Consider the following 20,845-nt stretch of genomic DNA (forward strand, 5'->3'; position numbering starts at 1 on the left):
AGTCCTGGTGAAAGAGAGGTTGGGCCCCGAAGGGGGCGCCCCACAGGGGCGCGGGGAACTGCGCGACCAGCCACGACGTACCGGCAGGCAGCGTCTACGGACGTCGCACGGCGCTCAGCTGGTCCGGCCCTTGGCGTCGAAGTGCTTCATCCGGTCGAGGACACCGTCCGCCGTCGGCGAGAGCATCTCGTCGACGATGCGCCCGTCGGCCAGGAAGATCACGCGATCCGCGTACGCCGCGGCCACCGGGTCGTGGGTGACCATCACGACGGTCTGGCCCAGTTCGCGTACGGAGTTGCGCAGGAAGCCGAGGACCTCGGCGCCCGAGCGCGAGTCCAGGTTTCCCGTGGGCTCGTCGCCGAAGATGATGTCCGGCTGCGAGGCCAACGCACGGGCCACGGCGACACGCTGCTGCTGCCCGCCGGACAGCTCGGTGGGCCGGTGCTTGAGCCGCCCGGCCAGGCCGACCATGGCGATGACCTGCTCAAGCCACGCACTGTCCGGCTTGCGGCCCGCGATGTCCATCGGCAGCGTGATGTTCTCCAGGGCCGTCAGCGTCGGAAGGAGGTTGAAGGCCTGGAAGATGAAGCCGATCTTGTCCCGGCGGAGCTTGGTGAGCTGCTTGTCCTTGAGGGTGGACAGCTCGGTCTCGCCGATCCGCACGGAGCCGCCGCTGAAGCTGTCGAGCCCGGCGACGCAGTGCATCAGGGTCGACTTGCCGGAGCCCGACGGGCCCATGATCGCGGTGAACTCGCCCTGCCGGAAGTCGACGGAGACATGGTCCAGGGCGACCACCTGGGTCTCGCCCTGGCCGTACACCTTGGAGAGGTCCGTGGCGCGCGCGGCCACTGCGGTGGTGCGGGCGGCGAAGGGGGTGGTGGTCACGGGGCGGTGCTCCTGTCGGGACGATGAGTGGGGACGTACTCCATCGTGCTTGCGGATCGGCGCCGTGTAGTCAGCCGCTGTTCCGGTTCCGAGGGCCCTCTCCAGTCGGACTCGAGGCGCTTGTGTCATACCTGGGGATGACCTCGGCCCCTGACACGGGTAGCACCTGCCAGTGACCCGGGGACATTCCGGAAGCGGCTAAATTCCGTCATTCCGTACTGGAGGGCGCACAGCGGTGGAAGGGCCTGCGGCATGTACCGATGGGTCGTACCGGTGGCTGATGCACCCTCAGACGTCAATAAAATAAGACAACATCGGGCTGTTGTTCCGCTGTTCGGGGGACGCCTCCCGATAGGGTCGAATCACTTGATGCGGAGCCCATGGCCTGCCCGGATGGTGGAATGCAGACACGGCGAGCTTAAACCTCGCTGCCCCTAGCGGGCGTGCCGGTTCAAGTCCGGCTCCGGGCACCTCCACCAAGCCGTCGGCGGTATGCCGCTACGGCATCAGTACGCCGTTGAAGCGGGCCGCCGTGTGCAGGTCCGCCTCGATCGCCGCCGCCGTCTCGCGCAGCGCGGGAAGCAGCGCCTCGATGGTCTCCTCCAGCGGGGCGGTGCCCGCGTGCTGGGCCACGTTCAGGGCGGCGACCACGCGTCCCGCCGCGTCCCTGAGCGGTACGGCGACCGAGCGCAGGCCCTCCTCCAGCTCCTCGTCCGCGGTGGCGTGGCCGTCGGCGGCGGCCCGGTCGAGGATGCGGTGCAGGGCGGCCGGGTCGGTGGCGGTGCGCCGGGTGAGGGGCTTGGGCGGGGCAGCCTCCAGGAGGCGCGCACGCTCCGCCTGCGGCAGCCCGGCGAGCAGGACGCGGCCCATGGCCGTGGGGTAGGCGGGGAAGCGCGTGCCGAGCGTGATGTGGACGCTCATCACGCGGACCGTCGCGGCCCGCGCCACGTACAGGATGTCCGTGCCGTCGAGCACCGTCACCGAGGCCGACTGGTGGACGCGGCCCGTCAGTTGACGCAGATGCGGCTCGGCGATGTCGGCGAAGCCGAGGCGGGAGAGGCGGGCGTAGCCGAGCTCCATGATGCGGGGGAGAGGGCGGTAGAGGCGGCCGTCGTGCGCCGCGTACCCCTCGGTCCCCAGGGTGTGCAGGCAGCGGCGTGCGGTGGCCCGTGGCAGGCCCGTGGCCGCGGCGACGGCGGTGAGCGGGAGGCCGTCGCCGCGGGCCCGGCCCAGGGCGCGCAGGACGGTGAGGCCGCGGGCGAGTGACTGGAGGAAGCCGGGGCCCAGTTCGGCCTTGGCGTCCGCCGTGCCGGATTCCTGACTTTCCGTCAATTCGGGCTCCGCGTACGTGGCTTGCGCGGTCGGCAGGGACTCCAGGAGCGCCGCCTCCGCGCGCAGCCTCGGCAGCACAAGATCCGCCAGGCCCCGCGCCGTGTGCCTGCTGGTGTGGCTCACCGCGGACAGGGCGTACCGGGCGCGGCCCGTCGCGTCGCGCACCGGGACCGCCGTCGCGATCAGGCCCGGCTCGATCAACTGGTCGTCCAGGGCCCAGCCCGTCACGCGCGAGCGCTCCACGCGGTCCGTGAGGTCAGGGGGCGTGGACGCGGGACCCGGTGGCAGCGCGGGGAAGGCGCGCCCCTCGGGGTCGGCGGCCACCCGGGCCCGCCACGCCGCCCACGCGGCCTCGTCCCACTCGGCGGCGAACAGCGCGCCCGGCGCGCACCGTTCGGCGGGGAGCAGATCGCCGATGCGGAAGGCCACCGACATGGCGCGGCGCCGCGCGGCCTGCGTCACGAAACGGACGCCGTCGCCGTCCGGCACCGCGAGGGACACCGACTCGTCAAGATCGTCCGCGAGCCGTGCGGTGCGCGCCGCGACCTCGCCGCTGAGCCCGCTCGCCGCGAGGTAGGCGTTGCCGAGCTCCATCAGGCGGGGCGTGAGGTGGAGTTCCTGGCCCTGTTCGCGTACGTACCCGATGCGGGCCAGGGTCGCCACGACCCGGTCCACCGTCGAGCGGGCCAGGCCGGTGGCGCGGACGAGGTCGCCCGCCCTGGCCTGGTCGGCGACCGCGAGGGCGCGCAGGACCGCCAGACCGCGCTCCAGGGGGCGTACGGACTCTTCGCGTACGGACTCTTCTGGCATGGCGCCGCTCCTCGCACGGGTGGAAACCGGGTGCACCGAAAGTGGCTGCCCCGCAACCGTTGACAGCCGCTGGGTCCGGTCGGAGACTCCCGTCAGCACATTATGAACGAAAGTTCACCAGACGAACAAGTGGAGGGGTCGGCCGATGCGCACCACCGTCGGAATCATCGGAGCCGGACCGGCGGGCCTGCTCCTCGCCCGCCTGCTGCACAACGCCGGCATCGATTCCGTCGTCCTGGAGACCCGGGACCGCGCCTACGTCGAGCAGCGCCAGCGCGCCGGGATCCTGGAGCAGGGCACCGTCGACGTCCTGCGCGAGGCGGGCGCCGCCGCCCGCATGGACCGCGAGGGCATCGGGCACGACGGCATCGAGCTGCGCTTCGACCGCCGCAGGCACCGCGTCGACTTCCCCGCGCTCACCGGCGGCCGGTCCGTGATGGTCTACGCCCAGACCGAGGTCTGCAAGGACCTCATAGCCCTCCAGCTCGCCGCCGGCGGCCCGCTGTTCTTCGAGGCCGAGGCGCTCGCCGTCGAGGGAGCCGAGACCCAGAGCCCGCGCGTCCGCTTCCGCCACCAGGGCCGCGAGGACGTCCTCGCATGCGACTACGTGGTGGGCTGCGACGGCTCCTGGGGCGTGGCCCGCAAGGCCGTGCCCGCCGATGTCTCACGGGTCTTCGAGCGGACGTACCCCTTCGGCTGGCTCGGCATCCTCGCCGACGTGCCGCCCTCGCACGACGAACTGGTCTACGCCCGCCACGACCGCGGCTTCGCCCTCCTGTCCATGCGCTCGCCCACCGTCACCCGCGCCTACCTCCAGGTCCCCGCGGGCACGGACGCCGCCGACTGGGGCGACGAGGAGATCTGGGACGAGCTCGACCGCCGCCTGGAGACGGACGACCCCGCCTGGACGCTGAAGCGCGGCCCCATCACCTCCAAGTCCGTCACCCCCATGCGCAGTCACGTCCATGAGCCGATGCGGCACGGACGCGTCTTCCTCGCCGGGGACGCCGCCCACATCGTCCCGCCCACCGGCGCCAAGGGCCTCAACCTCGCCGTCGGCGACGTCGTCACCTTCGCCCGCGCCCTCGTCGAGTACCGCGAGACCGGCTCCGACGCCCGCCTGGAGGCGTACTCGGAGACCTGCCTGCGCCGCGTCTGGCAGGCCGAGCGCTTCTCGTACGCGATGACCACGATGCTGCACCGCGCCCCCGAAGCCACCCCCTTCGACGACCGCATCCAGCTCGCCCAGTTGGACCGCATCACGACCGCGCGCTCGGCCGAGGCCGACCTCGCGGAGAGCTACACGGGCTTCCCCCTCGACTGAGCCCGCCGCGCCCCCGTCCCCCGGAAAGTCCCCACTCCACAAAGAAGTGAGAGCTCCGTGACCGCTCCCCAAGGCGCCGCGCCCCAGCGGACCTTCAGATCCGTCGCCCCCGTCATAGCCCTGTGCTGGCTCGTCGTCTTCTTCGACGGCATGGACGTCAACATCTACGGCGCCGTGATGCCGCACCTCATCGACGACAAGGGCTTCGGCTTCACCGCGTCGACCGCGGGCACCATCGGCTCCTGGACCACCTTCGGCATGCTCATCGGCGCCCTCGGCTGCGGCACGCTCACCGACTGGGTCGGCCGCAAGCCGATGGTGACGGGGAGCGTCGCACTCTTCTCGCTGGGCTCCGCGGTCTGCGCGCTCGCGCCCAGCGCCGCCGTCTTCGGCGGTGGGCGGTTCATCGCCGGGCTCGGGCTCGGCGGCCTGATGCCGATCAGCCTCGCGATCGTCGCCGAGTTCGCGCCGCCCCGCAGGGCCGCGCTCGCCACCGGCCTGATGATGACCTCGTACCACGCGGGCGGCATGGCGGCCACGGGCCTCGGGCTCTGGCTCGGGCCCGACCACGGCTGGCGCGTCGTCTTCTGGGCGGGTGTGATCCCCGCCGTCGTCGCCATCCCCCTCGTACTGAAGTGGCTGCCCGAATCGCCCGGCGTGCTCCTCGCCAAGGGCCGCACGAGCGAGGCCGAGGCCGTGGCCAGACGCTTCTCGCTGCCGTCCCCGACGCTCGCCGAAGCCCCCGAGGCGGGCGCCAAGGGCCGCTTCGCCGCCGTCGCCTCGCTCTTCACGCCGGGCCAGCGCCTGGCCACCCCGCTCCTGTGGCTCGCGTCCTTCGCCGGACTGCTCCTCGTCTACGGGGTCTCCACCTGGCTCCCCGAGCTGATGCGCGCCTCCGGCTACTCCCTTTCCTCCTCCGTGACCTTCCTCATGGTGATCAACGCGGGCGGCATCGTCGGCATGCTGGTCGCCGGGCGGGCCGCCGACAAGTTCGGCGCCGTGCGGATCTCCGCGATCTGGTTCCTGCTCACCGCCTGCGGAACCTTCCTGCTCAGGGCCGAGCTGCCGCTCGGTGTCGCGTACGTGATCGTCTTCATGACCGGCATCTGGCTCTTCTCGGCGCAGGTGATGGTCTACGCCTCCGCCCCTTCGGTCTACACGCCCGCCCAGCGCGCCACGGGGCTCGGCTGGATCACCGGCGTCGGGCGCACCGGCGCGGTCGTCGGACCGTGGCTGGGAGGCGCCGTCGTCTCCGGCGGAAACGCGTCACTCGGATTCACCACGTTCGCCGTGGCCGCCGTGCTCGGAGCCGTCGCGATCTCGCTGGTGCCACTCGTCCGGCGCAGCCGCCGGACCCCGGCCGACGAGGGTGTATCCACCGCCTCACCGGGAACAGAGAGCACCGGGCCCGTCGTTCTTGGTCACAAGGAGGGAAAGATCCTCCCCAAGCACTAGGGTCTTCCTTTTGCCTACGCATTACTCTTGAGCCAAAGCCACGCCCGGTGGCCATGGAGGAGTGAAATGAGGAGCAGTAACCCGGTCTTCTCGCGACGGGGGTTCAGCCGCGACAACGGCTACGCGGGCTTCGGCACGCAGCCGCAGGCCGGGGGACCCGCGGGCGGGACACAGACCCAGCAGGGCAACCCGTACGCGACCGCGGGCCAGCAGGCCCCGGCCAATCCGTACGCGACGAACCCGTACGCCCAGCAGGACCTGCAGCACGGCGCGCCCCAGGCGCCCGTAACCACCGCGGGCCGCATGACGATGGACGACGTCGTCATGCGCACCGCCACCACGCTCGGCACGCTCGTGGTCACGGCCGCGCTCGCCTGGGCGCTGCTGCCGGTGGACGACGCCAACATCAGCAAGTCGTACGGCATCGCGATCGGCGCAGGCCTCATCGCGATGGTGCTCGGCCTGGTGCAGGCCTTCAAGCGCAAGGCCTCGCCCCCGCTGATCCTGACGTACGCCGCCCTGGAGGGTGTCTTCCTCGGCGTCGTCTCCAGCGTCGTCGACAACCGCATCGCGAGCGGCGCGGCCATGCAGGCCGTGATCGGCACGATGGCGGTCTTCGCCGGTGTCCTCATCGCCTACAAGGCGGGCTGGATCCGCGTCAACCGTCGCTTCTACGGCTTCGTGATGGCCGCGGCGATGGGCTTCCTGCTGCTGACCGCCGTGAACCTCCTGTTCGCGGTCTTCGGCGGCGGCGACGGCCTCGGCTTCCGCAGCGGCGGCCTCGGCATCGTCTTCGGCATCGTCGGCATCCTGCTCGGTGCGTGCTTCCTGGCCCTTGACTTCAAGCAGGTCGAGGACGGCATCGCGTACGGAGCGCCGAAGGAAGAGGCCTGGCTCGCGGCGTTCGGTCTGACGATGACGCTCGTCTGGATCTACCTCGAGTTCCTGCGTCTGATCGCCATCTTGCAGGGCAACGACTGACGCGCCTGACGCACCGGAGGGCCCCGCGGAACATGCGTTCCGCGGGGCCCTTCGCCGTGTGTGGGTGTGAGTGAGTGAGGGTGAGGGGGACAGGGGAGTCAGAGCAGCTTGCGGGCGGCCCGCCGCAAGTCGTACTCGTGAATGATTGCCTTGGCGTGCCCGTACGCCAGATTGTGTTCCGCGCGGAGCCAGCTGACCTTCTCTTCGAAGCGGAAGAGCGAAGGGCCTTCGTCTACGGCGCGAAGCCAGTCGGAGATCTCACGACCGGTGCAGTGGGGGATGCGGGCGATCAGATTGCGGTGGGTCTCCTCGGAGAAGACTTGGGACATCGGCGCCTCCGGACGCGTCGCGATGTGTTCCGTCCTTCACGACACCGTGCCTGAGCGTTGGGACGTTGGCAACAGTCCCGCCCAGGCGCATAAGGTCGCCGGGTGCTTGATACGACGCTTTTGACGGCCGCAGTGGACCAATTCGCCGACCGGTTGCGGGCCGCCCCGCAGAGTCGCCTGCAGCGGGGGGCGGCGACCGAGGCGCTCGCTCTGGCCAGGGAACTGGCGGCGTGGGCGCAGCGGATCGAGGTACCGGACGCGGAGCCGCGGGAGATGCCGGACGCCGGGATGTTCGCGGCGGCCGACCAAATCACGGTCGCGGGGCGGGATTTGGCCCTTGTGCTCAAGGATTCCGGCCAGTTGGCCGAGGCACTGACACTCGTGGAGAAGGCGCAGAAGCGCGCCGGTGTGTGACGTGTGACCCCGGCGTGCGCCGGGGCCGCTTCGGTCAGACGGAGGCGATGACGCGGTCCGCCAGGATGTAGACGTTCTCGGTGCCGCACTCGAAGGTCAGGGCGTAGGCGCCGGAGACTCCGGAGCCGCCGAGCAGGACCGGGGTGTGGCCGTCGCGCAGGGCGTCGGACAGGAGCTCCGCGGTCTCGCGGTGGCCCGGGGTCATGCACAGCGTCGTGCCGTCGGCGAAGACGTAGACGTCCAGCGTGCCGAGCGGTCCCGGGCGGACGTCGGCGAGCGCCGTGCGGGCGTCGGCCAGTTCCTCAAGACAGGCGACGGTGCGCTCGTGGTCGCCGTTGACGGGGGACTGCACCGGGACGAAATCCGGGTGCGAGGGGTGGCGGCGGCGGGCCGCGGCCAGCTCCGGGGAGTCTCCCGCGAACTCGTCGGCCGGATCGCCGTACGGCTCGATGACCGGCTCCAGGCTGTCCGCCTCCAGGCCCGAGAAGTCCGCCTGGCGGGGCAGGAACAGCTCGTCGGCCATGTCGGAGAGTCCGGGCAGGCCGCTCAGGAGCGAGGGCGCGTCCGAGGCGTCACGGGCTTCCTGGGCGGCCCAGAAGGCCCGTGCCTCGGCCAGCTCGCGCTCCCGTTCCTCGGCGAGTGCCTCGGCGACAGCCGTGCGTATCTCGTCGGTGTCCGGAGTGGTGCGGGCGGCGGGCACCGCGGCGTGTGCGGTCGCCGAGTGGCTCTGGGCCAGCTCGGTTCGCAGGGCGGTAATTTCTGCGAGCTGCTTCCGAAGCCCGTGCACGGCGTGCAGGGCGGCGGCACTCACGGCCGTGGCAGCGGCCGTGGAGAGCAGCAAGGCAAGAGGCAAAGCGCTCACTGACGTACTCCCGGTTTCAAGTCGACCCCCGACTTCCTACATCAGCTTGAAGCCTGCACGATCCACCTGTCAGTGCATTACGTCACGAATTGGACAGGTCTTTCGGCCCGGTGTTTATCCACAGACATGCTCTGACCTGGGCATATGCATCTCCCCCAGGAGATAGGTCACATCCTGGGGGAGATTGAGTCACGAATCAATGGAGAGGCGGGGGTTCCGCGGGGGGCCGGAGGGTCAGCTGAGGCGCTCGATGACCATCGCCATGCCCTGTCCGCCGCCGACGCACATGGTCTCCAGACCGAACTGCTTGTCGTGGAACTGGAGGGAGTTGATGAGCGTGCCGGTGATGCGGGCGCCCGTCATGCCGAAGGGGTGGCCGACGGCGATGGCGCCGCCGTTGACGTTCAGCTTGTCGATCGGGATGTTCAGGTCGCGGTAGGAGGGGATCACCTGGGCGGCGAAGGCCTCGTTGATCTCGAACAGGTCGATGTCGTCGACGGTGAGACCGGCGCGGGAGAGGGCCTGCTTCGACGCCTCGACCGGGCCGAGGCCCATGATCTCGGGGGAGAGGCCGGTGACGCCGGTCGAGACGATGCGGGCCAGCGGGGTCAGGCCGAGCTCGCGGGCCTTGGTGTCGCTCATGATCACGAGGGCGGCGGCGCCGTCGTTGAGCGGGCAGCAGTTGGCGGCGGTGACGCGGCCGTCGGGGCGGAAGACGGGCTTGAGGCCCTGGACGCCTTCGAGGGTGACGCCGGCGCGGGGGCCGTCGTCCTTGCTGACGACGGTGCCGTCAGGGGTGGTGACGGGGGTGATCTCGCGCTCCCAGAAGCCGTTCTTCAGGGCTTCCTCGGCGAGGTTCTGGGACCGGACGCCGAACTCGTCCATGTCCTGACGGGTGACGCCCTTGGCGCGGGCCAGGTTCTCGGCGGTCTGCCCCATCGCGATGTACGCGTCCGGGATCAGGCCGTCCTGGCGGGGGTCGTGCCAGTCCGAGCCCTCGCTCTTGGACACGGCCTCGGTGCGGGCCTCGGCGTCGGCGAAGAGGGGGTTGTGGGTGTCGGGGAGCCCGTCGCTGGAGCCCTTGATGCTGCGGGACACCATCTCGACGCCCGCGGAGATGAAGACGTCGCCCTCGCCCGCCTTGATGGCGTGCAGGGCCATGCGGCTCGTCTGCAGGGAGGAGGAGCAGTAGCGGGTGATGGTGCAGCCCGGCAGGTGGTCCATGCCCATCTGTACGGCGACGATGCGGCCGAGGTTGTGCCCCTGCTCGCCGCCCGGCAGACCACAGCCGAGCATCAGGTCGTCGATGAGCTTCGGGTCGAGCTCGGGGACCTTGGCGAGGGCGGCCTCGATGATCGTGGCGGTCAGGTCGTCGGGGCGCAGATCCTTCAGGGAGCCCTTGAAGGCGCGACCGATCGGGGTGCGGGCGGCGGAGACGATCACGGCTTCGGGCATCACGGGCTCCTGTGACGAGGGGGCAGGACTCCTTGGGAAGTTACCTGCACGTATCGCGATCAGTCATCGGGCGGGGACTGTGATGCGGGCCGCATTTTTCTAAGCGCTTGCTCAGGCTGGCGGGGGCGCCTTGGGGGTGCCTGTGGCGCCGCCGGGGGTCCCACCTGCCGCGGCGGCTCCCATCCCGGGGGCTGTCCCGCCGCTGCGCGGCGAATGCCTCCCGCCCACCCGCCCGATTACCCGGCGGGTCTCACCCGCTCCCGCCTGCCTCGGGGGCTGTCTCTGTCCCGCCGCTTCGCGTCGGATGTCTCCCGCCCGCCCACCCGATTACCCGGCGGTCCTTCTGCCTCGGGGGCTCTCCCTGTCCCGCCGCTTCGCGCCGGATCTTCCCCGCCCACCCGCCCGATTACCCGGCGGGCCTTGCCCGCTCCCGCCTGCCTCGGGGGCTGTCTCTGTCCCGCCGCTTCGCGCTGGATGTCTCCCGGCCACCCGCCCGATTACTCGGCGGGCCTTACCCGCTCCCGCCTGCCTCGGGGGCTCTCCCTGTCCCGCCGCTTCGCGCCGGATCTTCCCCACCCACCCACCCGATTACCCGGCAGGTCTCACCCGCTCCCGCCGCTGCGCGGCGGATCCTCCCCGCCCACCCACCCCCCGCGCGCAGCTGCTCTTGGCGACGATCTCGCTCCGGGGTAAACGGGTGGGTGGGAGGGAGACATCCGCCGCGCAGCGGCGGGCCAGTGTGGGCGACCCGCAGAGACCCACCGGCATGGCAGGCCCCGGGGGGCTGGGGCTGGGCGACCCGCGGCTGTTCAGCCCCGGCGCTGCGCCACGACCCGCAGGCGCGGGCCCGCTGCCCAGCCCCAGCCCCGCGCCACGACCCGCAGGCGCGGGCCCGCTGCCCAGCCCCGGCGTCGCGCCACGACCCGCAGGCGCGCATCGCTACGGCCTGGCCCGCCCCGGCGGCATCGCCGGGCCAGCAATCCCCCCCCCAGCCCCCCGCAGGGCTACTGCGGCAGCGGGGACGGGTCCGGAGCGTGGTGGATGCGCCGCCGGCGGCGGCGTTTGAGCAGGGCCCAGGGGCCCCGGGGCCCCGTGGGCATCGCCGCGGCCACCTCCGTGCCACCCTCCGACGCGGCCTGCGCGGCCGCACGGGCCACCGGCAGGAACCCTTCACGCCGCGACACGTCGGGGCGCTCCTCCTCCGGCCACAGCCCCAGCGCAGCGCACAGCGTCGGCAGCACCGCCATCGCCGCGGTCGCGTACCCCTCCGCGGAGGGGTGGTAGTTGTCGGGACCGAACAGCTCCCGCGGATTCGCCAGGAACTCGGGGCCCAGCAGGTCCCCGAGCGACACCGTCCGCCCGCCCTGCTCGACCACGCCGATCGTCTGCGCGGCGGCCAGCTGCCGCGAAACCCGCCGCGCCATCCACCGCAACGGCTGATAGACGTTCTCGACCGTCCCCAGGTCGGGACAGGTCCCGACCACCACCTCGGCCCCGGCCGTACGCAGCCTGCGCACCGCCGCCGCCAGATGGCGCACGGAACGCGTCGGCGGCATCCGATGTGTCACGTCGTTCGCACCGATCATCACGACGCACACATCAGGAACCCAGGACGAGGAGTCGGACAGGATCAGCCCCACCTGGCGGTCCAAGTCGTCCGACTGGGCACCCGGCAGCGCCACGTTCCGCAGCTCCACCGGCCGCTCGGCCACCGCGGCAAGCCCCGCCGCGAGCAGCGCGGCGGGAGTCTGCCGGGCCCGGTGCACCCCCTGACCCGCGGCGGTCGAATCGCCGAGCATCGCGAACCGCAAGGGCTCCGCGCCCTCGGGTCCATCCGCGAACCCCCAGCCGTAGCGTCCGTCCGCCCGCGGCGGAGCCGGATGCTCCCCGCTGTTGCCGACGGACCGCTTCGCCAGCTGCACCTCGGCGAGGACCACTCCCACGGTCGCCGCCCCGAGCAGCCCGATACCTCCGCCGCCGTAAGCCGCGCCCGCAGCAATCCGCCGCGCCACCCTCGCCCTCGACATGCCCTGCAGCCACCTCCTCGTAGCCATACCGCCCTACATCAACTCATTGCCCCGTAAGGACGGTCGGCCAATCGCGGGTGAAGGTGAACGACTGAACGGGAACTGAACGGGAGCCTTAGGCTGACGGCACCCATTCGTCGCACTACATCGCAGCCCGGAGACAACGGTGCAATTCCACGACTCGATGATCAGTCTCGTCGGCAACACCCCGCTGGTGAGGCTCAACAACGTGACCACGGGCATTCAGGCAACCGTCCTGGCCAAGGTCGAGTACTTCAACCCCGGTGGTTCCGTGAAGGACCGCATCGCGCTGCGCATGATCGAGGCGGCCGAGCAGAGCGGGGAGCTCAAGCCCGGCGGCACGATCGTCGAGCCGACGTCCGGCAACACCGGGGTCGGGCTCGCCATCGTGGCCCAGCAGAAGGGCTACAAGTGCATCTTCGTCTGCCCGGACAAGGTTTCCCTGGACAAGATCAATGTGCTGCGGGCCTACGGCGCCGACGTCGTCGTCTGCCCCACGGCCGTTGATCCCGAGCACCCGGACTCGTACTACAACGTCTCCGACCGCCTCGTGCGCGAGACCCCCGGTGCCTGGAAGCCCGACCAGTACAGCAACCCGAACAACCCCCTCTCCCACTACCACTCCACCGGCCCTGAGCTGTGGGAGCAGACGGAAGGGAAGATCACCCATTTTGTGACCGGTATCGGGACCGGCGGCACCATCTCCGGGACCGGTGGGTATCTCAAGGAGATCTCGAAGGGTGCGGTCACCGTGGTCGGCGCCGACCCCGAGGGGTCCGTGTACTCCGGCGGCTCCGGGCGGCCCTACCTCGTCGAGGGCGTCGGTGAGGACTTCTGGCCGACGGCGTACGACCGGAACGTGACCGACGAGATCATCGCGGTGTCCGACAAGGACTCCTTCCAGATGACGCGGCGGCTCGCGAAGGAGGAAGGGCTGCTCGTCGGCGGGTCCTGCGGGATGGCCGTCGTGGCCGCGCTGCGGGTCGCCGAGCGGCTCGGTCCCGATGATGTTGTCGTCGTGCTCCTGCCCGATTCCGGGCGCGGCTACATGAGCAAGATCTTCAGCGATGAGTGGATGAACGACTACGGGTTCCTGGAGCAGGCAGGCGACGCGCCTCGCGTCGGTGACGTACTGCGCCGCAAGGAGGGTGGCGAGCTGCCCTCACTCGTCCACATGCACCCGGAGGAGACGGTCGGCGAGGCCATCGACGTACTGCGTGAGTACGGTGTCTCGCAGATGCCCATCGTGAAGCCGGGCGCGGGCCACCCGGACGTGATGGCGGCCGAGGTCATCGGCTCCGTCGTCGAACGCGAGCTCCTGGACGCCCTGTTCACGCAGCGCGCCTCGCTCTCCGACCCGCTGGAGAAGCACATGTCGGACCCGCTGCCGCAGGTCGGCTCCGGTGAGCCGGTGGCCGACCTGATGTCGGTGCTCGGCCGGGCCGACGCGGCGATCGTCCTGGTCGAGGGCAAGCCGACCGGTGTGGTGAGCCGTCAGGACCTGCTGGCCTTCCTCGCGGAGCAGCAGGGGCAGTAGCCGCCGGGTTCGCCGGGAGCCGTGTGCCGGGAGCCGTGGGGCGAACTTCGCGGAAGTGGTACGAGCGCGTCACGTCCGCGCAGCACCCGCTTAACACGGCTCCGGCACATTGGTTGTTGTCGGCGTACAGGAACTCCGGAGCGGCTCCCGGACCTCTGAACGCCTGGACGCGAGGCCCGGTCCTGACCCGGCACGCGTCCCTCGCGGGGACCGCCGTCGTCCCGCCCCCTGGGAAACCGGGGGTGCGGCGGTCCCCGCGCATGAACTTCGTATACGTCTGCCGGAATACGTCTGTCGGAATACGTCTGCCGGAACACCTGCGTACGTCCGAGCGCGTGATGCCCCGTCAGTTCAGCTCGGCGCGGGCACTCCGGGTTCCACCACCAGACCCTGCCCCGTCCCCTCGATCAGTTCGACGTACGCGCGGACCACCTCGGCCACCGGCGTCCCCTGCGCCCCGTCGCGCCCCATCTTCTCCAGGGTCTCCGCGACCCATCCCGGGCTGACGGAGTTCAGCCGGATCCCGCGCGGCATCTCGGCCGCCGCGGTCGGCACGAAGTGGCCGAGGCCTCCGTTGACCAGGGCGGCGAAGGAGAGGCCGGGCTCGGAGAACGTCGAGATGCCGTTGGTGAGGGTGAGCGAGCCGCCGTCGGCGAGGCGGTGCGCCGCGCGGCGTGTGAGGTGGATCTGGCCCAGCATCTTGCCTTCGAGGCCCGTGAAGTAGTCGTCGTCGGGCGAGGCGTCGATCCGCGCGATCTGCCCGCTCCCGGCGACCGCGACCACCGCGTCGACGGTCCCGACCGCGTCGAACATCTCGTCGATCGAATCCGGCCGCGCCAGATCCACCACGACCGGACCGCGCCGCGACGCCCGGACGACCTCGTGGCTGCCGCTTGCCTCAAGGGTGTCGGCGAGCGCGGATCCGATGGTGCCGCTTGCACCGATGACGACGATCTTCATGGGGTCCCGTCTCCTGAGCGTTGAGCAGTACTGAGGTGCTGAACTGGCCTTCGTTCAGGTTCGGGGGAGTGCGCGACCGCGTCCAATACCTGTCGTCATAACCACGGGGGATGACCTTCGGTGCGGGCTTCGGCGCGGGCTTTCAGTACCCCTGGATCTTCGCCGCCGCATGGCTCACCGCCACCGTGTGCGTGACCCAGCCGCCCGTGGTCGCCTGGAGGTGGAGCTGGAAGGCCGTCGGCTCGGGTGCGTAGCCCATGGTGTCGTCCGTGCTCAGCGCGAGGGCGCTCTGGAGGTACGTCGACGGGGCGGTCGACAGGGTGGTGCCCGCGTAGCCGCCGGTGATCGGGCGGTGGACGTGGCCCGCGAGGACCCGGACCACGTGGGGGTGGCGGGCCACCACCTCCGCCAGGGCGTCGCCGTCCGTCAGGCGCATGCCGTCCAGGTACGGGATGCCGATGGCCGTCGGCGGGTGGTGCACGCAGACCAGGGCGGGGATCTCGGGGCGGGCCGTCAACTGCTCGTCCAGCCAGGCGAGTTGGGCCTCACCCAGGCGGCCGTGTCCGGCGCCGGGCACGTTCGAGTCCAGGGCGATCAGCGTCAGGTCGTCGTACTCGACCGCGTAGTGAGTGGCGTGTGTTCCGCCGAGGTGTGCCGTGCCGCCGAAGGTCTTGGCCAGGGCCGCCGGGTCGTCGTGGTTGCCGGTCGTCAGGTGCAGGGGCAGCGGGAAGCCCGCGATGAGTTCGCGCAGCTGCTCGTACTCGTCGGGGTGGCCGTGTTCCGTCAGGTCGCCGGTGAGCACCACGCAGGTGGGCCGGGGTTCCAGGGCCAGGACGCGGGCGAGCGCGCGGCGCAGACCGGCCGCCGGTTCGGCGGCCAGCGGGCCGGTGGTGAGGTGCAGGTCACTGAGGTGTGCCACGGAGGTGGTCATGAGGGCACGGTCCGCCTTGGGCGGGTGCTCGCGCCACCGGTCCTGCTGACAGCAGAACCCCGGCCGTCAGGAACTCAGGGGGCAGAACCTCGGTCGTCCCACTCGGATCAGTCGTCCCACTCCGACTTCCGCTCGCGCTCCCTGCGGCCGCGCCCGAAGTTCATGCCCCGCATCGAATGCACCGCGTTCACGCCGACGATGCCGCCCCAGGTGACGAAGAGGCCGGGCAGGTCGGCGTTGACCACGCCGATCGCCGAGAGCGGGATCGCGAGGATCAGCGAGACGATGCCGAAGCCGAAGCGCTCGCCCCAGGAGTCCACGGCGCCGTTCGGTGCGCGGGAGCCGCGGGCGACGACCATCTGCTGCTCGGCCATGTGCCGGCGCATCCGCCGGTCGATGGTGCCGTCCAGGCGCTGCTCGACCTTTCCGAGGAAAGAGTCGACCAGCGCGGACTCATACTCTTCGCCTAGCTCTCTGCGGGCGTGCAGAGTGGCGTCGAGTTCTTTTTTGAGTTCGGCGTCACGGGCTTCCATAGTCTTTTACGTTACGCAGCCGACGTGGGCGTGACAGTGGGGCTATCCCCCCATTTTCGCCGGGGCCAGGCCCCCTGCCGTGCCCGTCCCCGTGTCCGTCCCCGCCCCCGTCACCGTCTCCGCCGGGATGTGCGACGTGTCGCGGCGGGCGAGGAGCCAGTACAGGGCCGCGGGGACCACCAGACCCACGATCCACGAGATGTCGGCGCCGCCGAGCGGCTCCACCAGCGGGCCGGTGTAGAAGTGCGTCACCAGGAAGGGGAGCTGGGCGAGCAGCCCCACTCCGTAGACCGTCAGCGCGTCCCAGCGCCAGGCTCCGTAGCGGCCGTGAGGGTCGGAGAGCGCCGGGATGTCGTAGCGCTCCTTGGAGATCAGGTAGTAGTCGACCAAGTTGATCGCCGACCACGGCGTGAAGAACGTCAGCAGGAACAGCAGGAAGTCCTTGAAGGACGTCAGGAAGCTGTCCTTGCCGAGCAGTGCCACCACCGTGCCCGCCACCATGATCAGCGCGATGTACGCCGCCCTGCCGCGCGGCGAGAGCGTCTTCTGGCCGCGGAATCCGCTGATGCTGGTCACCATCGACATGAAGCCGCCGTAGGTGTTGAGCACGTTGATCGTCAGCTTGCCCAGCGCGATCACGAAGTAGAGGAAGGACGCGATGAGGCCCGCGCCGCCCAGGCCGACCACGTATCCGACCTGGTTGGCGAGGAACGCGTCGCCCGCGCTCGCCGCCACGAGTACGCCGAACGTCATCGACCACTGCGAGCCGAGCGCCGAACCCGACAGGGTCCACCAGAACGTGGCCCGCCCCGATGTCGTACGCGGCAGATAGCGCGAGTAGTCCGCGACGTACGGCCCGAAGGCGAGCTGCCAGGACGCCGAGAGGGAGACCGCGAGCAGGAACATCGGCAGGTCGAAGTGCGCGTCGCCGAGCAGTGCCGACAGGTCCACGCGGTCCAGGAGGCGGATGCCCAGGTAGATGAAGGCGAGCGCGCAGATCACGCTCGCCACCCGGCCAAGGACGTGGATCACGCGGTAGCCGACCGCCGCCACCACCGCGGTGATCACCGCGAAGATGATGATGCCGGTGGTGTCGTTCGTGTGCGTGAGCTGGGCCGTGGCCTGTCCGGCGAGGACGCTGCCGCTGGCGAAGAAGCCGACGTACATGAGGATGACGAGCAGGAGCGGTACGACCGCGCCGCGCACCCCGAACTGGGCGCGGGACTGGATCATCTGGGGCAGCCCCAGCTTCGGTCCCTGGGCCGAGTGCAGGGCCATGACCGCGCCGCCGAGCAGATTGCCGAGCAGCAGGCCGATCACCGACCACACCACGTCGCCCCCGAAGACGACGGCGAGCGCGCCGGTGACGACCGCGGTGATCTGGAGGTTGGCGCCGAGCCAGAGGGTGAACTGGCTGAACGCCGTGCCGTGCCGTTCGTCGTCGGGGACGACGTCGATGGAGCGCCGCTCCACGAGAGTGTCTGCCATGATCCGGTGAACTCCCTGCTGCTGTACGAACTGCCTTTGGTCGGCTGCTTGTTGCTGTCGGCTACTTCTTGGTGATCCCGTGCCGCGCCGCCCAGTCGTTCGCGACGTCCTCCGGGTCCTTCTTGTCCTTGTCCACCAGGCGGTTGAGCTCGGTGAGGTCCTTGGTCGTCAGCGCGTTGCCGAGGCGGCCGAGCGCCGCACGGACCGTCGAGTCGGCCTTGCGGTCGGCGATGAGCGGGACGACGTGCTGGCCGGGGATCAGGTTCTTGGGGTCGGTGAGCACGACCCACTTCTCGGCGATGATGTCGGTGTCGGTGGTGAAGAGGTTCGCGACGTCGACGTCGCCCTTCTTCAGGGCGCCCTTCACCAGCGGGCCCGAGGAGTCGAGTGACTTGAACTCCTTGAACTCGACCCCGTAGACGTCCTTGAGGCCCACGGAGCCGACCGTGCGCTTCTTGACCTCGGGCGCGGCGCCGATGACGAGCTTGCCGTTGTGCTTGGCCAGGTCCGCGAGGGACTTGAGGCCGTACTCCTCGGCGGTCTCGCGGGTGACGACGAAGGCGTCGGAGTCCTCGGCCTTGCCGTAGGGGAGGATCTGCAGGCCGCGCGGCAGGGCCATGGCGAGGGCGTTCTGCATCTCGCCCTCCTCGGTGGCCTTCGCCTTGGCGTCGAGGTAGTGCAGGAGGGCGCCCTGGTACTCGGGCAGGAGGTCGATGTCGCCGCCCTTGAGGGCGGGGATGAGGATCTCGCGGGTGCCGAGGTTGGGGCGGACCGTGGTCTTCACGCCCTCCGCCTCGAGCGCGGCGGCGTAGAGGTAGCCGAGTACCTGGTTCTCGGTGAAGTTGGCGGTGCCGATGGTGACGCCGTTCTTGCTGGAGCCACCGCCTGTGCCGCCGGAGCCCCCTCCGTCGAGGGAGGTGATGCCGCCGCTGCAGGCGGCGAGTGCGGGGACGGACGCGGCGGCGAAGAGTCCGCCGAGGAGTGTCCTGCGGTTCATGGGGGCCATCTGGTGTGCTCCTAGGCCGACTTGGCGGGGCGGTGGCGGAAGAGGGCGCGCTGCAGTCCGGAGAGCGCGAGATCGAGTACGACGGCGACGAGCGCCACGAGGACCGCGCCGCCGAGCACCTGCACGAGGTCGCGCTGGGCGAGCCCGTCGAAGACGTACCTGCCGAGCCCGCCGAAGGAGACGTACGCGGCGATGGTGGCGGTCGCGACGACCTGGATGAGCGCGAGCCTCAGGCCGGTCATGATCAGGGGGAGCGCGAGGGGCAGTTCGACCTGGAAGAGGACCTGGTGCCAGCGCATGCCCTGGCCGCGCGCGGCGTCCCGCACCTCCGGGTCGACAGCGGTCATCCCGGCGTACGTGTTGGTCACGATGGACGGCACGGCGAGGGCGACGAGCGCGATGTAGACGGGCCACATCGAGAGCCCGCTCGCGAGGAAGACCAGCACGACGAGGCCGACCGTGGGCAGCGCGCGCCCGAAGCTGGAGAGGTTGATGGCGAGGAAGGCGCCGCGCCCGGTGTGCCCGATGAGCAGGCCGACCGGAAGGGCGATGGCGGCGGCGATGAGGGTCGCGAGCAGCGAGTACTGGAGGTGCTCGGCGAGGCGGTGCCCGATGCCGTCGGACCCGGCCCACTGCTCGCCGCTGACCAGCCAGGCGCCGAGGTCCTTGAAGAGTTCGTACATGTCACGCGCTCCTCTTGCGGCGGGTCCAGGGCGTCAGGACGTACTGGAGGGTGACGAGCAGCGCGTCCGCGACGAGCGCGAGGAGCAGGGTCAGGACGACGCCGACGATGACGGGGGTGGGGAAGTTGCGCTGGAACCCGTCCGTGAAGAGCTGGCCGAGGCCGCCGTCGCCGATGTAGGTCGCGACGGAGACGAGGGAGATCGCCATGACCGTCGCGATGCGCACGCCCGCCATGATCACGGGGAGTGCGAGCGGCAGCTCGACGGTGAGGAGGGTGCGCAGGGGCCGGGTGCCCATGGCCTTCGCGGCTTCCTTGGTCTTGGCGGGGACGGAGTCCAGGCCCTCGACGGTGTTCCGCAGGAGCACGACGAGCGTGTAGATCGTCAGGCCGATGACGGTGGTGGTGCGGGTGAGCCCGCTGACCGGCAGGAGCAGCACGAAGACGGCGATGGACGGGATGGTGAAGAGGATGTTCGACAGGCCGAGGAGCAGTCCGCGCAGGGGGCGCACGCGGTGGGCGACGACGGCCAGGGGGAGCGAGATGAGCAGGCCGAGGAGTACGGCGGTGAGGGCGGCCTGGAGGTGGGAGAGGGTGAGGGTGGTGAGATCGCCGGTGTGGTCGGATATCCACGACCAGTCGACGGTCACGCGTCCACCGTGCTTTCGTCCGCCGTGCCCGGGTTCACGGAGTTCTCCGCGCTCGCCGCGGTGTGCACGTGCCCCGCGTGGTCGTGGATGTCGTCGCGGGACGTGACGCCGGTCAGGGTGCCCTCGGCGTCGACCCGGGCGATCAGGCCGCTGGGGGCGGCTATGGACTCGTTCAGGGCCGAGAGCAGCGAGTCCGTGTCGCGCAGGGGGCGTACGGGGACGTCCGCCGCGGTGCCGTCCTTGTGCCGCCACGAGACCGGAGCCCCCGCCGTGTCCAGGCGCAGCGTCCAGGCGCCGCCCTCGGGGGCCGGGGCCTTGGGGACGTCGGCGAGCGTCGTCAGGGAGAGCAGCTTGAGGCCGCGCTCGGCGCCCAGGAAGTCGGCGACGAAGTCGTCGGCCGGGCGGGCGAGGAGCTCGGCGGGGCTCGCGCACTGGACGAGGTGGCCGCCGGTGCGGAAGACGGCTATGCGGTCGCCGAGCCTGACCGCCTCGTCGATGTCGTGCGTGACGAAGACGATGGTCTTGTTCAACTCCCGCTGAAGGCGCAGGAGTTCGTCCTGGAGCTGGGTGCGGACCACGGGGTCGACCGCGCCGAACGGCTCGTCCATCAGGAGCACCGGCGGGTCGGCGGCCAGCGCGCGGGCCACGCCGACGCGCTGCTGCTGGCCGCCGGAGAGCTGGTGCGGGTAGCGCTTCCCGGCGTCGGCGGCGAGGCCGACCGTGTCCAGGAGCTCCGCCGCCCGCGCCCGCGCCTTCTTGCGGCCCCAGCCGAGCAGCAGCGGCACGGTGGCGATGTTGTCCAGGACCGTGCGGTGCGGGAAGAGCCCGGACTGCTGGATCACGTACCCGATGGAGCGGCGCAGCTCGGCGGCGTCCTGCTCCAGGACGTCCTTGCCGCCCACCCTGATCGTCCCGGAGGTCGGATCGACCATCCGGTTGATCATGCGGAGCGTCGTCGTCTTGCCGCAACCGGAAGATCCGACGAGGACGGTCACGCCCCCTTCCGGCATCTCAAGTGTGAGGTCGTCGACCGCGGTTGTGCCGTTCGGGAAGCGCTTGTGGACCGTATCGAATTGGATCATGAGGAGTCCCTTGCCCGGCTGTATATCGTCATGCAGAGTTCTCGTTGACTGAATAGATTGTCAATAGCTTGTCCACGCCCC

The 20,845-nt window shown here is 70.7% G+C and carries 19 protein-coding genes and 1 tRNA gene; 6 read left to right on the plus strand and 14 right to left on the minus strand.

What is annotated here, in order from left to right:
- Nucleotides 1-114: 114 nt before the first annotated feature.
- Entirely contained in the window at nt 115-885 is a 771-nt protein-coding gene (locus tag ABZ833_RS23090; RefSeq protein WP_361049490.1) for an ABC transporter ATP-binding protein, read from the minus strand.
- A gap of 387 nt (nt 886-1,272) precedes the next feature.
- On the opposite strand from ABZ833_RS23090, the gene ABZ833_RS23095 reads away from it, so the two are divergent.
- Nucleotides 1,273-1,355 (plus strand) — tRNA-Leu (locus tag ABZ833_RS23095).
- 28 nt (nt 1,356-1,383) lie between these two features.
- Here ABZ833_RS23095 and ABZ833_RS23100 read toward each other — a convergent pair.
- A complete protein-coding gene (locus tag ABZ833_RS23100; protein WP_361049492.1) occupies nt 1,384-3,027 on the minus strand; it encodes an IclR family transcriptional regulator C-terminal domain-containing protein in 1,644 nt (547 codons plus the stop codon).
- 145 nt (nt 3,028-3,172) lie between these two features.
- Here ABZ833_RS23100 and ABZ833_RS23105 point away from each other — a divergent pair, with 145 nt between their 5' ends.
- The 3 genes from ABZ833_RS23105 (at nt 3,173) to ABZ833_RS23115 (ending at nt 6,787) form a co-directional block, all read left to right on the plus strand.
- Nucleotides 3,173-4,351, plus strand: a complete 1,179-nt coding sequence (locus ABZ833_RS23105) for a 4-hydroxybenzoate 3-monooxygenase (protein ID WP_361049494.1) — start codon at nt 3,173-3,175, stop codon at nt 4,349-4,351.
- A gap of 57 nt (nt 4,352-4,408) precedes the next feature.
- Nucleotides 4,409-5,806 carry an aromatic acid/H+ symport family MFS transporter gene (locus ABZ833_RS23110; RefSeq protein WP_361049496.1) on the plus strand — a complete coding sequence of 466 codons (1,398 nt, stop codon included), beginning with the start codon at nt 4,409-4,411 and terminating at the stop codon, nt 5,804-5,806.
- A gap of 66 nt (nt 5,807-5,872) precedes the next feature.
- A complete protein-coding gene (locus ABZ833_RS23115; protein WP_361049498.1) occupies nt 5,873-6,787 on the plus strand; it encodes a Bax inhibitor-1/YccA family protein in 915 nt (304 codons plus the stop codon).
- Between the two features lie 98 nt (nt 6,788-6,885).
- Here the strand turns inward: ABZ833_RS23115 and ABZ833_RS23120 are convergent, their stop codons facing one another.
- Nucleotides 6,886-7,116: a DUF4287 domain-containing protein gene (locus ABZ833_RS23120; RefSeq protein ID WP_160505450.1), complete on the minus strand. Its 231-nt coding sequence runs from the start codon at nt 7,114-7,116 to the stop codon at nt 6,886-6,888.
- A gap of 102 nt (nt 7,117-7,218) precedes the next feature.
- Between ABZ833_RS23120 and ABZ833_RS23125 the strand changes: the two genes are divergently transcribed.
- Nucleotides 7,219-7,530: a hypothetical protein gene (locus ABZ833_RS23125; protein WP_361049500.1), complete on the plus strand. Its 312-nt coding sequence runs from the start codon at nt 7,219-7,221 to the stop codon at nt 7,528-7,530.
- Between the two features lie 34 nt (nt 7,531-7,564).
- Here the strand turns inward: ABZ833_RS23125 and ABZ833_RS23130 are convergent, their stop codons facing one another.
- The 3 genes from ABZ833_RS23130 to ABZ833_RS23140 form a co-directional block, all read right to left on the minus strand.
- Nucleotides 7,565-8,392 (minus strand): hypothetical protein, encoded by an 828-nt coding sequence (locus tag ABZ833_RS23130; RefSeq protein ID WP_249589488.1) that lies wholly within the window; start codon nt 8,390-8,392, stop codon nt 7,565-7,567.
- A gap of 234 nt (nt 8,393-8,626) precedes the next feature.
- Nucleotides 8,627-9,847 carry an acetyl-CoA C-acetyltransferase gene (locus tag ABZ833_RS23135; protein ID WP_361049503.1) on the minus strand — a complete coding sequence of 407 codons (1,221 nt, stop codon included), beginning with the start codon at nt 9,845-9,847 and terminating at the stop codon, nt 8,627-8,629.
- A 1,004-nt stretch (nt 9,848-10,851) separates the two neighbouring features.
- Nucleotides 10,852-11,874 (minus strand): SGNH/GDSL hydrolase family protein, encoded by a 1,023-nt coding sequence (locus tag ABZ833_RS23140; RefSeq protein ID WP_361049505.1) that lies wholly within the window; start codon nt 11,872-11,874, stop codon nt 10,852-10,854.
- Between the two features lie 166 nt (nt 11,875-12,040).
- On the opposite strand from ABZ833_RS23140, the gene ABZ833_RS23145 reads away from it, so the two are divergent.
- Nucleotides 12,041-13,432, plus strand: coding sequence for a cystathionine beta-synthase (locus ABZ833_RS23145; RefSeq protein WP_361049507.1), 1,392 nt, complete (start codon nt 12,041-12,043; stop codon nt 13,430-13,432).
- Nucleotides 13,433-13,783: 351 nt separating this feature from the next.
- Here ABZ833_RS23145 and ABZ833_RS23150 read toward each other — a convergent pair whose 3' ends face one another.
- From ABZ833_RS23150 to ABZ833_RS23185, 8 genes are all read right to left on the minus strand, one after another.
- Nucleotides 13,784-14,392 carry a short chain dehydrogenase gene (locus tag ABZ833_RS23150; protein WP_361049509.1) on the minus strand — a complete coding sequence of 203 codons (609 nt, stop codon included), beginning with the start codon at nt 14,390-14,392 and terminating at the stop codon, nt 13,784-13,786.
- Nucleotides 14,393-14,534: 142 nt separating this feature from the next.
- Complete coding sequence (locus tag ABZ833_RS23155) at nt 14,535-15,323, minus strand: phosphodiesterase (RefSeq protein ID WP_361049511.1); 789 nt, start codon at nt 15,321-15,323, stop codon at nt 14,535-14,537.
- Between the two features lie 107 nt (nt 15,324-15,430).
- The gene (locus ABZ833_RS23160) at nt 15,431-15,856 is read right to left on the minus strand and encodes a hypothetical protein (protein WP_249589494.1); all 426 of its coding nucleotides are present in this window, start codon (nt 15,854-15,856) and stop codon (nt 15,431-15,433) included.
- A 42-nt stretch (nt 15,857-15,898) separates the two neighbouring features.
- Nucleotides 15,899-17,344, minus strand: a complete 1,446-nt coding sequence (locus ABZ833_RS23165) for a cytosine permease (protein WP_361049513.1) — start codon at nt 17,342-17,344, stop codon at nt 15,899-15,901.
- Between the two features lie 61 nt (nt 17,345-17,405).
- Nucleotides 17,406-18,341 (minus strand): ABC transporter substrate-binding protein, encoded by a 936-nt coding sequence (locus tag ABZ833_RS23170; protein ID WP_361049686.1) that lies wholly within the window; start codon nt 18,339-18,341, stop codon nt 17,406-17,408.
- A 20-nt stretch (nt 18,342-18,361) separates the two neighbouring features.
- Nucleotides 18,362-19,033, minus strand: coding sequence for an ABC transporter permease (locus tag ABZ833_RS23175; protein ID WP_361049515.1), 672 nt, complete (start codon nt 19,031-19,033; stop codon nt 18,362-18,364).
- A 1-nt stretch (nt 19,034) separates the two neighbouring features.
- Nucleotides 19,035-19,682 (minus strand): ABC transporter permease, encoded by a 648-nt coding sequence (locus tag ABZ833_RS23180; RefSeq protein WP_361049517.1) that lies wholly within the window; start codon nt 19,680-19,682, stop codon nt 19,035-19,037.
- A complete protein-coding gene (locus ABZ833_RS23185) occupies nt 19,679-20,764 on the minus strand; it encodes an ABC transporter ATP-binding protein (protein ID WP_361049519.1) in 1,086 nt (361 codons plus the stop codon). Before ABZ833_RS23185 ends, ABZ833_RS23180 begins: the two co-directional genes overlap by 4 nt.
- Nucleotides 20,765-20,845: the final 81 nt, after the last annotated feature.

The organism is Streptomyces sp. NPDC047525 (assembly GCF_040643025.1).
GTDB lineage: Bacteria > Actinomycetota > Actinomycetes > Streptomycetales > Streptomycetaceae > Streptomyces > Streptomyces durmitorensis.